This is a genomic window from Flagellimonas lutimaris, assembly GCF_003581615.1.
GTDB lineage: Bacteria > Bacteroidota > Bacteroidia > Flavobacteriales > Flavobacteriaceae > Flagellimonas > Flagellimonas lutimaris.
Genome location: NZ_QXFH01000077.1, coordinates 550,468 through 564,521 on the forward strand (window position 1 = coordinate 550,468; position 14,054 = coordinate 564,521).

Genomic DNA, 14,054 nt, shown 5'->3' on the forward strand with positions numbered 1-14,054 from the left:
CGTTTTATGCGGGATTTTTTTTCGTCTAAACATAAAACAAAAACTATATTTGGTTAATAACCATTCAAACACAATCATTGTATGAAACTTTTGGAAGGGAAAAACGTAATCATAACAGGAGCCAGTAGGGGAATTGGAAAAGGAATTGCCGAAGTATTTGCAAAACACGGTGCCAATGTGGCTTTTACCTATAGTTCCAGTGAAGGTCCAGCCTTGGAATTGGAAAAAGAATTGACCGAAATGGGCATAAAAGCGAAGGCCTATAAAAGTAATGCCGCAAGTTTTGAAGAATCTGAAGCCCTTGTGGCCAAAGTTTTGGAGGATTTTGATGGCAGAATTGATGTATTGATCAATAATGCCGGTATCACCAAGGACAACTTGTTGATGCGAATGGGTGAGGATGATTTTGATAAAGTAATCGAAATCAATCTAAAATCTGTATTCAATATGACCAAAGCCGTTCAGCGGACCATGTTGAAGCAGCGTAAAGGGTCCATTATCAATATGAGTAGTGTGGTTGGTGTAAAAGGTAATGCTGGACAAACCAACTACGCAGCTTCCAAAGCAGGTATGATTGGTTTTACCAAATCCGTTGCATTGGAATTGGGATCTAGAAACATTCGCTGCAATGCGATTGCCCCAGGGTTTATTGAAACTGAAATGACCGAAAAATTGGACGAGAAAACGGTTCAAGGTTGGAGAGAAGGAATTCCATTAAAGCGTGGTGGAAGCCCGGAAGATGTGGCCAATGCCTGTGTATTTTTGGCGTCGGACCTATCTGGCTACGTAACAGGACAGGTATTGAACGTTGATGGTGGAATGTTAACCTAAATGAATGGAGTTGAGCACGGTACTTCTTATTTTATTAGCAGTTGCTGCCGCGCTTATCTTGGTCTATTTTCAGTACTTCTATAAAAACCCGAGAAAAGGTTCACTTAGGATAATATTGGCCGCATTAAGGTTTGTCACCTTGTTTAGCGGCCTTTTGCTTTTGATAAACCCAAAGTTTATAAGCAAGGATTATTTTGTTGAAAAAGCAAACCTGATCCTGTTGGTGGATAATTCCACTTCAATGGAAGAGGCTACTTCTAAAGCAGAAATTTCCCAAGCGATTGTGCAACTCAAACAGGACCAAGCTTTAAATAAAAGGTTTACCATCCATCAATATGGATTTGGGAATACAATAACCACAACGGACTCACTTAGTTTTAATAAAGGAAACACCGATATTTCCAACGCACTTTCTACTTTGAATGATGTCTTTGTAAACGGAAACAATGCTATTGTTTTGTTTTCAGATGGTAATCAAACTTTGGGGAGGGACTACGAATATATCAGCTTAAATGAAAATACCACGGTAAACCCCGTAGTAGTGGGCGACACTACGCAGTATGAAGACATTTCCATTGGACTAATCAATGTGAACAAATTTGCTTTTTTACGCAATAGCTTTCCTATTGAGACTTCCATTCGATATCTAGGTTCCAGACCTGTTTCAAGTACAGTCACTATTTCCATTAACGGAAGTAGGGTACATCAGGAGCGAGTCAATCTCAATAGCATAAAGAACAGTATAACCCTAAATACTTTGGTTGAAGCCCAAAGCGTAGGCGTCAAAACCATCAAAATTGAGGTGAATCCGCTAGAAAATGAGCGAAATACAGCGAATAACTCCAAAGAGACCGCCATTGAGGTAATTGATGAGAAAACCAATGTGACCGTAGTTTCTGATATCCTACATCCAGACATTGGTGCCTTAAAAAAATCTATCGAATCGAACGAACAACGTTCCGTTACCTTGGTAAAACCACATGCCAGTCAGTCTGCTTTTGAGAAATCTGACCTTATAATTCTCTATCAACCTAATCGAAATTTTAGGAGTGTTTACGAGTTTCTGGAAAATTCAGGAGCTAATTACTTTACAATTACAGGAAGCAAAACAGATTGGAACTTTTTAAATAGGGCACAAGAGAGTTTTACGGTTTCCGGAAGCAGACAACCAGAAGATATTTTACCGGTTTTAAACAATGCCTTTGGCTTATTTGGTCTTGGAGCGTTTTCTGTAAATGGATTTCCACCATTACAGGGAACACTTGGGGATATTCAACTCAACAGGGATAATGAAATATTGATGTTTCAACAATTACAAGGCATCAGTTTGGATAAACCCTTGTTCACAATTCTCACAGAAGGTAATACAAAAGAAGCCGTGCTTTTTGGAGAAGATGTTTGGCGCTGGCGGGCTCAAGTGTATCGTGACGATCAAAGTTTTCAAAAATTTGATGATTTCATCGGCAATTTAATGGTATACTTGGGTTCTAACAGGCAGCGCAACCGGTTGGAGTTGGATTATGAGTTGGTTTTTGACAATGCTAGTATGGCCAAAATCAGAGCTTCGTATTTTGATGAAAGCTATCAATTTGATGCCAATGCCAACATTTCCATAAAGATAGAAGGTAAAGACAATGATTTTTCCAGAGTTTCGCCCGTACTTTTAAAAGGTTCGTTTTACGAAGTTGATTTAAGTGATTTGGAAGCTGGAGAATATAATTTTACCGTAACCGTTCAAGGCGAAAACCTGAATCGGTCTGGGACATTCAGAATTTTGGATTTCAATCCAGAAAAGCAATTGATTTCCGCCAACTATAAAAAAATGGAGCGATTGGCCCAACAAAATAGGGGTGAACTTTACTATTTAGATGGAGTTGAAACTCTACAAAGTAACTTAGCTTCGTCTCAAGAATTTCTTCCTGTTCAAAAGAGCAGGGATAATGTTGTATCTTTAATAGATTTCCGTATTTTACTCGGACTGATAGTGCTTTCCTTAGCATTGGAATGGTTTATCAGAAAATATAATGGATTAATATAAATCAAAATACAAATGGATAAATTACCAAAGATTGCGTTGCCAGCATTGGCAGCGATTATTTTCTTAATTATTATTATTTCAAAATCAGCTATCACCATAGGATCAGGGGAGGCCGGTGTACTTTATAAGACCTTTGGAGGTGGTGTAGTTACCGATGAGGCCCCATTGGGTGAAGGGTTTCATTTAGTGGCTCCATGGAACAAAGTCTTTATTTATGAAGTCAGACAACAGGAAGTCTTCGAAAAAATGCAAGTACTTTCCTCCAATGGATTGGAAATTAAGCTTGATGCTTCTGCATGGTTTCAACCAGAATATGAATCCTTGGGAAAACTGCATCAAGAAAAAAGTGAGCTGTACAAGGACCGTATCCTTCTTCCGGCAATACGCTCGGCTGCACGTAGTGTTGTGGGCAGATATACACCTGAGCAATTATATTCCAGCAAAAGGGACGCCATCCAACAAGAAATTTTTGAAGAAACAAGGAACATTGTGGGTGATCAATATATTCAATTGAACCAAATTCTTGTTAGGGATGTTACACTGCCTCCGACCATCAAGGAAGCCATTGAACGTAAACTGAAACAAGAGCAAGAATCCTTGGAGTACGAATTTAGATTGATTACCGCCGAGAAAGAAGCTCAAAAAGTTCGTATTGAAGCACAAGGTAAGGCGGATGCCAATAAAATATTGAGCGCTTCGCTTACCGATAAGATATTGCAGGACAAAGGTATAGATGCCACCTTAAAGTTAGCGGAATCACCAAATGCTAAAGTTGTGGTGGTAGGTTCAGGCGATGATGGATTGCCATTAATTTTGGGAAATAACTAATTTTCCCTTTTTTGATATAAAAATATATTCTATTTTTGAACCATCATGAGAAACAAAAACACACATCATCATTTTTATACTTGCCCTCAAGCGAGATAGAAATGTATTGTTGTTTTTAAAATATATTCTAACCCGTTTGAGAAATCAAACGGGTTTATTTTTTGTACCCCTTTGGTTTTTCAGACAAAACGATTGAAAAATGACAAAAATTAGAATTGCTGTTCAAAAAAGTGGCCGTTTAAACGAGGATTCCCTTAGAATTTTAAAAGACTGCGGTATTTCCATCGATAACGGAAAAGACCAGTTAAAAGCGACCTCCCGAAATTTTCCTTTGGAAGTGTTTTATCTAAGAAATGGTGACATTCCCCAATATCTGCGCGATGGAGTAGTGGACATCGCCATTATCGGGGAAAATGTACTTATTGAAAAAGGAAAAGATATTTCCATTGCGGAGCGATTGGGTTTTTCAAAATGCCGTGTATCCTTGGCAGTTCCAAAAAATGAGACTTACAATTCCATCAAGGATTTTGAAGGCAAAAAAATAGCAACGTCCTACCCAAATACGGTCAAGGGCTACTTGGCATCCAAAGGAGTAACAGCAGATTTGCACATCATCAATGGGTCTGTGGAAATCGCTCCCAACATTGGCTTGGCTTACGGTATTTGTGATATTGTGTCCAGTGGAAGTACCCTTTTCAAAAACAACTTGAAAGAAGTTGAGGTGATGCTGAAAAGTGAAGCTGTACTAGCGGTATCACCGACCATTTCTGAAGAGCGTAAAGAATTGCTGAAAAAAATCCAGTTCAGGATCAAATCTGTCCTTCAGGCGCGTCAGAACAAATATGTGTTGATGAATGCTCCGAACGATAAGTTGGATGAAATTATTTCCATTTTACCGGGAATGCGAAGCCCTACAGTTTTGCCCTTGGCAGAAGAGGGCTGGAGCTCCGTGCACACCGTAATCAATCGCGAAACCTTTTGGGAGGTAATAGATGAATTGAAACAAGCAGGTGCAGAAGGTATTTTAGTGTGTCCTATCGAAAAAATGGTACTGTAATGCAACGTATCAATTATCCACAACAAAAGGACTGGGAGGACATATTGAAGCGTCCTACACAAACTGTTTCCGACATTGAAGCGGTGGTCAACAGCATTTTTAAGGAGGTACAAGATGAGGGTGATACCGTCATCAATAAATATACAGCCCAATTTGATAAAGTCACTTTGGACTCTCTTTTGGTGACCGAAACTGAAATTGAAACAGCAAATGGAAACGTTTCAGAGGCTTTGAAACAAGCTATTAATCTGGCTAAATCCAATATTGAAAAGTTCCATGCCGCCCAAAAAACCTCAAGAGTTGCAATCGAAACGATGCCAGGAGTGGATTGCTGGCAGGAAAAACGTCCTATTCAAAAAGTAGGGTTGTATATTCCAGGAGGAACAGCTCCTTTGTTTTCTACCATTTTAATGTTGGCTATTCCGGCTAAACTTGCAGGGTGTAAAGAAATTGTACTTTGTAGTCCTCCAGATAAGAATGGTGAAATCAATCCTGCTATTTTATATACGGCCCAACTTTGTGGCGTAACGCGGATTTTTAAAGTAGGGGGGATACAGGCTATTGCTGCAATGACTTTTGGAACAGAAAGCATCCCAAAAGTCTATAAAATATTTGGCCCGGGGAACCAGTATGTGACCGTTGCAAAGCAATTGGCCACCAAATATGGGGTAGCAATAGATATGCCTGCAGGTCCCAGCGAACTTTTAGTGGTTGCAGATGATTCAGCCAATGCTGCTTTTGTAGCTTCGGATTTATTGAGTCAGGCTGAGCACGGAGTGGACAGTCAGGTAATTTTGGTGTCTACATCAGAAAAGTTGATTGAGGCTGTTGAAGAAGAAATTGAAAATCAAATAAAGGAATTACCACGAAAAGAAATCGCTGAAAAATCTATTGGCAACAGCAAATTGATTTTGGTTAACAATGACCAAGAAGCTTTAGAACTCATTAATGAATATGGTCCAGAACACTTTATTGTTTGTGTGGAGAACGAGGATTATTACCTCGAAAACATTCAAAATGCAGGATCTGTATTTATTGGAAACTATACACCTGAAAGTGCTGGAGATTATGCTTCGGGCACCAATCATACCCTACCCACCAACGGTTACGCCAAGCAATACAGTGGCGTAAATCTAGATAGCTTTATGAAGAGTATGACCTTTCAGAAAATATCGGAAAAAGGTATACAGGGTATCGGAAGTGCCATAGAATTGATGGCCGAAGCGGAAGGATTGCAAGCGCATAAAAATGCGGTAACCCTTAGATTAAAAAGTTTGAAAAAATGAAAGGGTTTGATTTGAATAAATTGGTCAGAAAGTCGGTTCGCAAGCTGCAACCATACTCCTCCGCACGTGACGAATATGTTTCCGATGGCTCTGAGATGCTATTCTTGGATGCCAACGAAAACCCTTTTGACAATGGCGTAAATCGTTATCCGGACCCTTATCAGCGAAGCCTTAAATCACTTTTGGCGGAGCAAAAAGGGGTATCGGAAAGTCAAATTCTGCTTGGCAACGGTAGCGACGAGGTCTTGGATTTGATTTATAGGGCGTTTTGTGAACCCAATCAGGATAACATCATCACTTTGCCACCCACTTATGGAATGTACAAGGTGCTTGCTGGAATAAATGCGGTGGAGAACAAAGAAGTGTTGCTGACGGACGATTTTGAGCCCAATACGGATGAAATTTTGAAAGTTGCTGACACTAATTCCAAGCTTCTTTTTATTTGCTCGCCTAATAACCCTACCGGAAACTCCTTCAAAAAAGAAGGAATTCAGAAGTTGTTGGAATCCTTTAATGGATTGGTGGTTATTGACGAAGCATATATTGATTTTTCAAAAGATGAAAGTTGGTTGTCAGCACTTAAAACATATCCCAACTTAATTGTGACCCAAACCCTATCCAAAGCCTACGGTTTGGCTGGGATTAGATTGGGGATATGCTATGCATCGGAAGAAATAATAGGTATTTTGAACAAAATCAAACCACCCTATAACGTCAATCAACTAACACAGCAACGAGCATTACAACGTGTTTTAAATCAAGACTTGGTAAATCAAGAGGTGAAAAAAATTCTTGATGAAAGAGCTGAATTAATCAAAGCATTGGATAATCTGGATTTTGTAAAAGAATTACATCCAACCGATGCTAATTTTGTATTGGCTAAAGTGGATGATGCTAACAAACGTTACCAACAATTGCTTGAAAAGCAGGTGGTGGTGCGGAACCGAAGTACGCAACCGCTCTGTGAAAATACCTTGCGATTTACCGTGGGCACACCAGAAGAGAACAAAAAATTGATAGCCATTTTAAAAGAATTATAGTAATGGGCAAAAAAGTATTATTCATTGATCGCGATGGAACCATCATCAAAGAAACTGCCGACGAGCAGATTGATGCTTTTGAAAAAATGGTTTTTTACCCCAAAGCGTTTACTTATTTGGGTAAAATAGCCAAAGAGTTGGATTACGAATTGGCGATGATCACGAACCAAGATGGACTGGGAACCGATGTTTTTCCAGAAGATACCTTTTGGCCGGTTCACAATTTCATCATGAAATCTTTTGAGAATGAAGGGGTCGTATTTGATAATGTATTTATTGACAGAACTTTTCCAAAGGACAATGCGGATACCCGCAAACCAGGTACAGGGATGTTGACCTCCTATTTTTCCGAGGAGTACGATTTGGAGAATTCCTTTGTTATTGGTGATCGTTTGACCGATGTAGAATTGGCGAAGAACCTTGGAGCCAAGGGAATTTTTATTAATGATGACACCCAATTGGGAACAGGCGAAATTACAGTAAAACGTGAGGAGTTAGACGAATATATTGCACTTGAAAGCAACGATTGGGAGAAAATCTACGAATTCTTAAAACTGGAGAATCGTATTGCTGAAATATCCCGAAAAACCAATGAAACGGATATTCAAATAAAAATCAACCTTGATGGCACTGGAAAAAGTGACATTAATACCGGTTTGGCCTTTTTTGACCATATGTTGGACCAATTGGCACGTCACGGACAAATGGATTTGGAAATAACAGTGGATGGTGACTTGGAGGTAGATGAGCACCACACTATTGAAGATACCGCAATTGCACTTGGAGAACTGTTTTCAAAGGCTTTAGGCAACAAACTTGGAATAGAACGCTATGGTTTTGCTTTGCCAATGGATGATTGCCTTGCGCAGGTAGCGATTGACTTTGGAGGTAGAAACTGGTTGGTTTGGAACACCGAGTTCAAACGTGAAAAAGTGGGGGATATGCCTACGGAAATGTTTATGCACTTTTTTAAATCGTTCACAGATGGCGCCAAAGCCAACTTAAATATAAAAGCCGAGGGCACTAACGAACATCATAAAATCGAGGCAATTTTCAAGGCATTTGCCAAGTCCATTAAAATGGCAGTAAAACGTGATGCGGAGAAAATGGTGCTGCCATCAACTAAAGGAATGCTGTAAAAGTTGAACGTACGAAGCAAAAAGTACGAAGGAGACCAATGAAAAGGGATTTGAAAGACAGAACGAAAACATTTGCCATTAGAACTTGGAATTTGTGTGCAAACATTCCAAAGTCCAGAGAATTTAATGCCTTTGTCAATCAATTGATTAGATGTTCAAGTTCCGTTGGTGCAAATTACAGAGCTTCACAAAGAGCAAAATCAAGAGCAGATTTCATCAATAAGCTCAAGATAGTTGAAGAAGAAATAGATGAGAGTATGTACTTTTTGGAACTTTTGATGGAAATCAGGCAAAATAACCTTGCAGAAATGAAATCATTGCATACCGAGGCAAGTGAAATTTTAGCCATTGTTGTTTCATCGATTAAAACCGCAAGAGCAAATGGTAAATAATATTGAGTTGAAAATCATTCGTACATCAAACTTCAAACATTGTACTTTGTTATGAAAATAGTAATCATAGATTACGGGGCTGGAAACATTCAAAGTATCATGTTTGCCATAAAAAGGCTGGGCTATGAAGCGGTCTTAAGTCATGATGCAGAAGAAATCCGAAATGCGGATAAGGTCATTTTTCCCGGAGTAGGGGAAGCTAGTTCTGCGATGGCCAAATTAAAAGCGACGGGGTTGGACAAGGTGATTCCAACGCTGAAGCAGCCTGTTTTGGGCATCTGTTTGGGTATGCAATTGATGTGCCATTCGTCCGAAGAAGGGAATACCGAAGGTTTGGGCATCTTTGATTTGGACGTGGTCAAATTCTCCAACAAAGTAAAAGTGCCTCAAATTGGATGGAACCAGATTTCAGATTTAAAAAGCAACCTGTTTACCAATATTCCAAAGAAATCATACATCTATTTGGTGCACAGTTTCTATGCGCCAATTGGTAAGGAAACCATTGCTACATCAGAATACGACCTAACATACAGTGCTGCTTTACAAAAAGATAATTTTTACGGTGTACAATTCCACCCCGAAAAAAGCAGCGATGTGGGCAGTGAAATTCTGAAAAACTTTTTAATACTAACCTAATCATGGAATTCCAAATATCAACGGATAAGGATAGGTTGGACATCCAAAAGGTGCACGAGGAAGTTGCTGCGACCTATTGGGGAAAAGGCAGGAGCATGGAAGAGACAATGATGACGATTGAAAAAAGTATCTGCTTTGGCATGTACAATGAAAAAGAAGAACAAATGGCTTATGCCCGAATGATAACTGACGGATTAATCTTTACTTATATTATGGATGTAATCGTTTTTGACCCATATAAAGGTAAGGGTCTTGGGAAAAGACTAGTGGAGCATATTTTAAATCGACAAGATGTGAAAATGGTCAACACAGTTGCGCTTAAAACAATGGATGCCCATAGCTTTTATGAAAATTTAGGTTTTAAAAGAGTGGGGGGTTCAGAGATGTGGATGTCCATAGAACGAGTAAAATACGATTAGAAATGAGATTGATTCCAGCTATAGATATCATTGAGGGGAAGTGCGTTCGACTTTCCAAAGGGGATTATAGCACCAAGAAAATTTATAACAAAAACCCTTTGGAAGTGGCCAAAGAGTTCGAGGCGCACGGTATTCAACACCTTCATTTAGTGGATTTGGATGGTGCAAAATCCAAACATATTGTTAACCATAAGGTATTGGAATCCATTGCATCAAAAACTAGCTTGCAAATTGATTTTGGCGGTGGTTTAAAATCAGATGAGGATTTACACATCGCTTTTGATAGCGGAGCTCATCAAATTACGGGCGGAAGCATTGCAGTAAAAGATAGAGAAACCTTCTTGGGATGGTTGGAAAAATATGGTGCTGATAAAATTATTCTGGGTGCTGATGCCAATAAAGAAAAGGTTGCCGTATCAGGATGGCAAGAAGAATCTGAGCAAGAATTATTACCTTTTGTACAGTTTTATCAAAATCAAGGGGTTAGCTATGTGATTTGTACGGACATCAGTAAAGATGGTATGTTACAAGGCCCTGCGTTCGACTTATATCAAAAAATGCTGTCTCAAACCAAAAAAGGTTTAAATTTAATAGCCAGTGGTGGCATATCCACTTTTGACGAACTCCCCAAACTTGCTGATATCGGTTGCGAAGGCACAATCATAGGCAAAGCCATTTATGAAGGCAAAATCAGTTTAAAACAATTGGAACAATACATTCTTGAAAATGGATAAGGAAAGACAACTTCAGGAAGACTTGGTTTGGAACGCGGGATACCGTATGAACGAAAGCCTTCGAATGATCAAAATCTGTGTAGAACAATTATCAGAGAAGCAAGTCTGGGAAAAACCCAATGAGTCCAGTAATAGTATAGCAAACCTCATTTTACATCTCTGTGGAAATATTACCCAATATGGAATAGCCTCGATTCAAAATTTAGAGGATACCCGCCTGCGTGATGCAGAATTTACAACGGAATCAGGTTATACCAAAAAGGAACTCATGAAAAAGCTGGAAGACACGATTGATGAGGCCAAACGAGCATTTTACGAAGCTCCATTGGAAGAATTGTTGCGAAAAAGACATGTACAGGGATTTAATTTTTCTGGAGTGGGCAACATCATCCACGTAACAGAGCATTTGTCTTATCACACAGGACAAATAGCACTATGGACTAAAATTTTGCAGAATAAAGATTTAGGCTTTTATGGCGATGTAAACCTGAATGTCAAGAATGAAACTAAAAATATATAATTATGAATTACGTCATGCTGAACTCGCTTCAGCATCTCATCAAAAATAGATAAGTGAGACCCTGAAAAAGTACAGGGTGACGACCAGCAGCTGTGAATTTATAATACTATGAATCAAAATGGTTTTTCCGAACTCATTTCGGAATCCCATATGATATGAAGGAAAGCTTTGTTTACATAATGACCAACAAGTACAGAACAACTTTTTATATTGGAGTAACATCAAATCTTGTGAAAAGAATCACAGAGCATCATGAAGGTGTTGGTTCAAATTTCACTGGAAAGTACAAACTTAATGATTTAGTTTATTTTGAAGTCTATTCCGATATGAATCAAGCTATCGCAAGAGAAAAACAGTTGAAGAATTGGCGCCACGATTGGAAATTGAATTTGATGAAAGAACAAAATCCAACTTTAAAAACTTTGGATTATGGATAACGTCATGCTGAACTCGTTTCAGCATCTCACCAAAATAGATAAGTGGGACCCTGAAACAAGTTCAGGGTGACGACAACCCTTTACTGATGGTTTTATAAATAAAATTAAATGCTAACAAAAAGAATTATACCCTGTCTAGATATAAAAAACGGTAGAACCGTAAAAGGAATCAACTTTGTGGACCTACGCGATGCGGGAGACCCGGTGGAATTGGCAGAAATCTATGCCAAAGAAGGGGCGGATGAATTAGTATTTCTGGACATTTCCGCTACTGAAGAAAAACGTAAAACCTTAGCGGAATTGGTATATCACGTAGCAGAGACTATCAATATACCTTTTACCGTTGGTGGTGGGATTTCATCCGTTGAGGATGTGGATATCCTACTGAAAAATGGAGCTGACAAGGTTTCCATTAATTCCTCTGCTGTAAAAAGACCGGAATTGATTAATGAATTGGTCGCTAAATTCGGTTCGCAATGTATCGTGGTCGCTATTGACGCCAAACAAATAGACGGACAATGGAAAGTACATTTAGTGGGAGGGAAGGTTCCAACAGAAATAGATCTTTTTGAATGGGCCAAAGAAGTGGAAGAACGTGGAGCAGGTGAAATTTTATTCACATCCATGAATCATGATGGCACTAAAAACGGTTTTGCCAATAAAGCATTGGCCGAGCTATCGGAATTGGTGAACATCCCTGTGATTGCATCTGGTGGTGCAGGAACCATTTCTCATTTTACAGATACTTTTAAGGATGGAAAAGCAGATGCTGCCTTGGCCGCCAGCGTTTTTCATTTTAAGGAAATTGAAATCAATACACTCAAAGAAGAATTAAAGGGAGAAGGAATTCCTGTAAGAATATAAATAATGCAAATAGACTTCAATAAAAATTCAGACGGACTCGTTCCAGCAATTGTTCAAGATGCAACCACCAAAAACGTTTTGATGCTGGGGTATATGAACCAAGAGGCGTTTGAAAAAACCACAGAAACACAAAAAGTAACCTTTTTTAGTCGTTCAAAGCAACGTTTATGGACCAAAGGAGAAGAAAGTGGAAACTTTTTGAACCTCGTGGATATTCAAATTGACTGCGACAATGATACGCTTCTAGTTACAGTGGACCCGGTTGGACCAACCTGTCACAAAGGAACGGATACCTGTTGGGCCGTAGAAAATGTTCAAGGGTATGGTTTTTTGTCTACCTTGGAAGGTGTCATCGAATCCAGAAAAAATGACCAAGAGAATCCGGATAGCTACGTAGCGTCTTTATTTCGAAAGGGCATCAACAAAATAGCACAGAAAGTAGGGGAAGAGGCCGTGGAAACCGTAATCGAGGCTAAAGATGACAATGAGGAACTATTCCTGAACGAAAGTGCCGATCTACTGTTTCACTACCTGATTCTATTACAAGCCAAGGGTTATTCTTTGAATGATATTGCACAAGTTCTGGAAAAACGACATTAAACAAATCCGTTAAGTTTTTTGTAAACCTTTAGCCTTTACAGCGAAATGCCGTAAATTTATGTAATGGCTATGAATACAAGAAAAGGGTTTCGTTTTACCAATTACGAGGCGCCAGACCAAACTCCGTTCGAAAAACTCTTCGAGATTTTTCAGGAACTTGTCACCCACACTTCAGGTGACGTTGAGGAGGCTTTGGATTGGCTGCGTGAGTTGGATAAAGAATACGAACTTACCGACGATGATTACACGATAGACGATTTTATAGAAGACCTCAAGGCCAAGGGTTATATCCGTGAGGAATTTGATATGGATGGACCGCAAGGCGTTGAAGGCGAGGAAGGTGACGAAAATGGTGGGGGTGGAAGTCTTTCCATTACTTCCAAACTGGAGCGAATGCTTCGCCAACGCGCTTTAGACCAAATATTTGGTAAAATAAAACGTAGTGGTTCCGGTAACCATAAAACTGGAAAATCCGGCAAAGGTGATGAACATACGGGTGAATTCCGAGAATACCGTTTTGGGGATTCGTTGGAGCACATCAGCATGACCGAAAGCCTAAAAAATGCCCAAGTGAACCACGGATTGGACAACTTTTCACTGAGTGAAGAGGATTTGGTGGTAGAAGATACACAATACAAGGCGCAAATGAGTACAGTACTCATGATTGACATCAGCCACAGTATGATTTTATATGGTGAAGACCGAATTACTCCCGCTAAAAAAGTAGCAATGGCCTTGGCCGAGCTCATTACCACACGATATCCAAAGGATACACTGGATATTCTGGTTTTTGGAAATGATGCATGGCCCATTCCCATTAAAGATTTGCCTTATTTAAAAGTAGGCCCGTACCACACCAATACCGTAGCAGGTTTGCAATTGGCGATGGATATGCTCCGCAGAAAACGGAATACCAACAAACAGATTTTTATGATTACTGACGGCAAACCGTCCTGTTTACGACTTCCGAACGGTGATTATTACAAGAACAGTGTAGGTCTGGACGAGTATATCGTTGAAAAATGCTACGCTATGGCCCAACAGGCCAGAAAACTTCATATCCCTATTACCACTTTTATGATTGCAGAAGATCCTTACCTGATGCAGTTTGTGCGTGAATTTACCAAAGCGAACAAAGGAAAAGCCTTTTACACAGGGTTGAAGGGATTGGGTGAAATGATTTTTGAAGATTACGAACAGAACAGAAAAAGAAGAATTAAAGGATAACACAAC

Annotated in this window: 16 protein-coding genes; all 16 read left to right on the forward strand. The window is 39.4% G+C overall.

The window, feature by feature from the left end; translation table 11 throughout:
- Positions 1 to 81 precede the first annotated feature (81 nt).
- The 16 genes from fabG to D2V08_RS16730 all read left to right on the forward strand — a co-directional run bounded on the left by fabG (position 82) and on the right by D2V08_RS16730 (position 14,048).
- Entirely contained in the window at positions 82 to 831 is a 750-nt protein-coding gene (gene fabG, locus D2V08_RS16655) for a 3-oxoacyl-[acyl-carrier-protein] reductase (protein ID WP_119609560.1), read from the forward strand.
- Between the two features lie 4 nt (positions 832 to 835).
- On the forward strand, positions 836 to 2,869 hold the full coding sequence (locus tag D2V08_RS16660) for a VWA domain-containing protein (RefSeq protein WP_119609561.1): 2,034 nt from the start codon (positions 836 to 838) through the stop codon (positions 2,867 to 2,869).
- 12 nt (positions 2,870 to 2,881) lie between these two features.
- Positions 2,882 to 3,697 carry a prohibitin family protein gene (locus D2V08_RS16665; RefSeq protein ID WP_119609562.1) on the forward strand — a complete coding sequence of 272 codons (816 nt, stop codon included), beginning with the start codon at positions 2,882 to 2,884 and terminating at the stop codon, positions 3,695 to 3,697.
- Between the two features lie 199 nt (positions 3,698 to 3,896).
- On the forward strand, positions 3,897 to 4,754 hold the full coding sequence (gene hisG / locus D2V08_RS16670) for an ATP phosphoribosyltransferase (RefSeq protein ID WP_119609563.1): 858 nt from the start codon (positions 3,897 to 3,899) through the stop codon (positions 4,752 to 4,754).
- The gene (gene hisD / locus D2V08_RS16675; protein ID WP_119609564.1) at positions 4,754 to 6,040 is read left to right on the forward strand and encodes a histidinol dehydrogenase; all 1,287 of its coding nucleotides are present in this window, start codon (positions 4,754 to 4,756) and stop codon (positions 6,038 to 6,040) included. Before hisG ends, hisD begins: the two co-directional genes overlap by 1 nt.
- A complete protein-coding gene (gene hisC / locus D2V08_RS16680) occupies positions 6,037 to 7,080 on the forward strand; it encodes a histidinol-phosphate transaminase (protein WP_119609565.1) in 1,044 nt (347 codons plus the stop codon). The genes hisD and hisC overlap by 4 nt, the downstream gene beginning before the upstream one ends.
- A gap of 2 nt (positions 7,081 to 7,082) precedes the next feature.
- Complete coding sequence (hisB, locus tag D2V08_RS16685) at positions 7,083 to 8,219, forward strand: bifunctional histidinol-phosphatase/imidazoleglycerol-phosphate dehydratase HisB (protein WP_119609566.1); 1,137 nt, start codon at positions 7,083 to 7,085, stop codon at positions 8,217 to 8,219.
- Between the two features lie 38 nt (positions 8,220 to 8,257).
- Positions 8,258 to 8,611, forward strand: coding sequence for a four helix bundle protein (locus D2V08_RS16690; protein ID WP_119609567.1), 354 nt, complete (start codon positions 8,258 to 8,260; stop codon positions 8,609 to 8,611).
- A gap of 51 nt (positions 8,612 to 8,662) precedes the next feature.
- Positions 8,663 to 9,247, forward strand: a complete 585-nt coding sequence (hisH, locus tag D2V08_RS16695; protein WP_119609568.1) for an imidazole glycerol phosphate synthase subunit HisH — start codon at positions 8,663 to 8,665, stop codon at positions 9,245 to 9,247.
- A 2-nt stretch (positions 9,248 to 9,249) separates the two neighbouring features.
- The gene (locus D2V08_RS16700; RefSeq protein ID WP_119609569.1) at positions 9,250 to 9,666 is read left to right on the forward strand and encodes a GNAT family N-acetyltransferase; all 417 of its coding nucleotides are present in this window, start codon (positions 9,250 to 9,252) and stop codon (positions 9,664 to 9,666) included.
- Between the two features lie 2 nt (positions 9,667 to 9,668).
- Positions 9,669 to 10,400, forward strand: a complete 732-nt coding sequence (gene hisA, locus D2V08_RS16705) for a 1-(5-phosphoribosyl)-5-[(5-phosphoribosylamino)methylideneamino]imidazole-4-carboxamide isomerase (protein WP_119609570.1) — start codon at positions 9,669 to 9,671, stop codon at positions 10,398 to 10,400.
- On the forward strand, positions 10,393 to 10,920 hold the full coding sequence (locus D2V08_RS16710; RefSeq protein ID WP_119609571.1) for a DinB family protein: 528 nt from the start codon (positions 10,393 to 10,395) through the stop codon (positions 10,918 to 10,920). The genes hisA and D2V08_RS16710 overlap by 8 nt, the downstream gene beginning before the upstream one ends.
- 179 nt (positions 10,921 to 11,099) lie before the next feature.
- Positions 11,100 to 11,357, forward strand: coding sequence for a GIY-YIG nuclease family protein (locus D2V08_RS16715; protein ID WP_245980619.1), 258 nt, complete (start codon positions 11,100 to 11,102; stop codon positions 11,355 to 11,357).
- Positions 11,358 to 11,465: 108 nt separating this feature from the next.
- A complete protein-coding gene (gene hisF / locus D2V08_RS16720; protein WP_119609573.1) occupies positions 11,466 to 12,221 on the forward strand; it encodes an imidazole glycerol phosphate synthase subunit HisF in 756 nt (251 codons plus the stop codon).
- A 3-nt stretch (positions 12,222 to 12,224) separates the two neighbouring features.
- The gene (hisIE, locus tag D2V08_RS16725) at positions 12,225 to 12,821 is read left to right on the forward strand and encodes a bifunctional phosphoribosyl-AMP cyclohydrolase/phosphoribosyl-ATP diphosphatase HisIE (RefSeq protein WP_119609574.1); all 597 of its coding nucleotides are present in this window, start codon (positions 12,225 to 12,227) and stop codon (positions 12,819 to 12,821) included.
- A gap of 63 nt (positions 12,822 to 12,884) precedes the next feature.
- Entirely contained in the window at positions 12,885 to 14,048 is a 1,164-nt protein-coding gene (locus D2V08_RS16730; protein ID WP_119609575.1) for a vWA domain-containing protein, read from the forward strand.
- Positions 14,049 to 14,054: the final 6 nt, after the last annotated feature.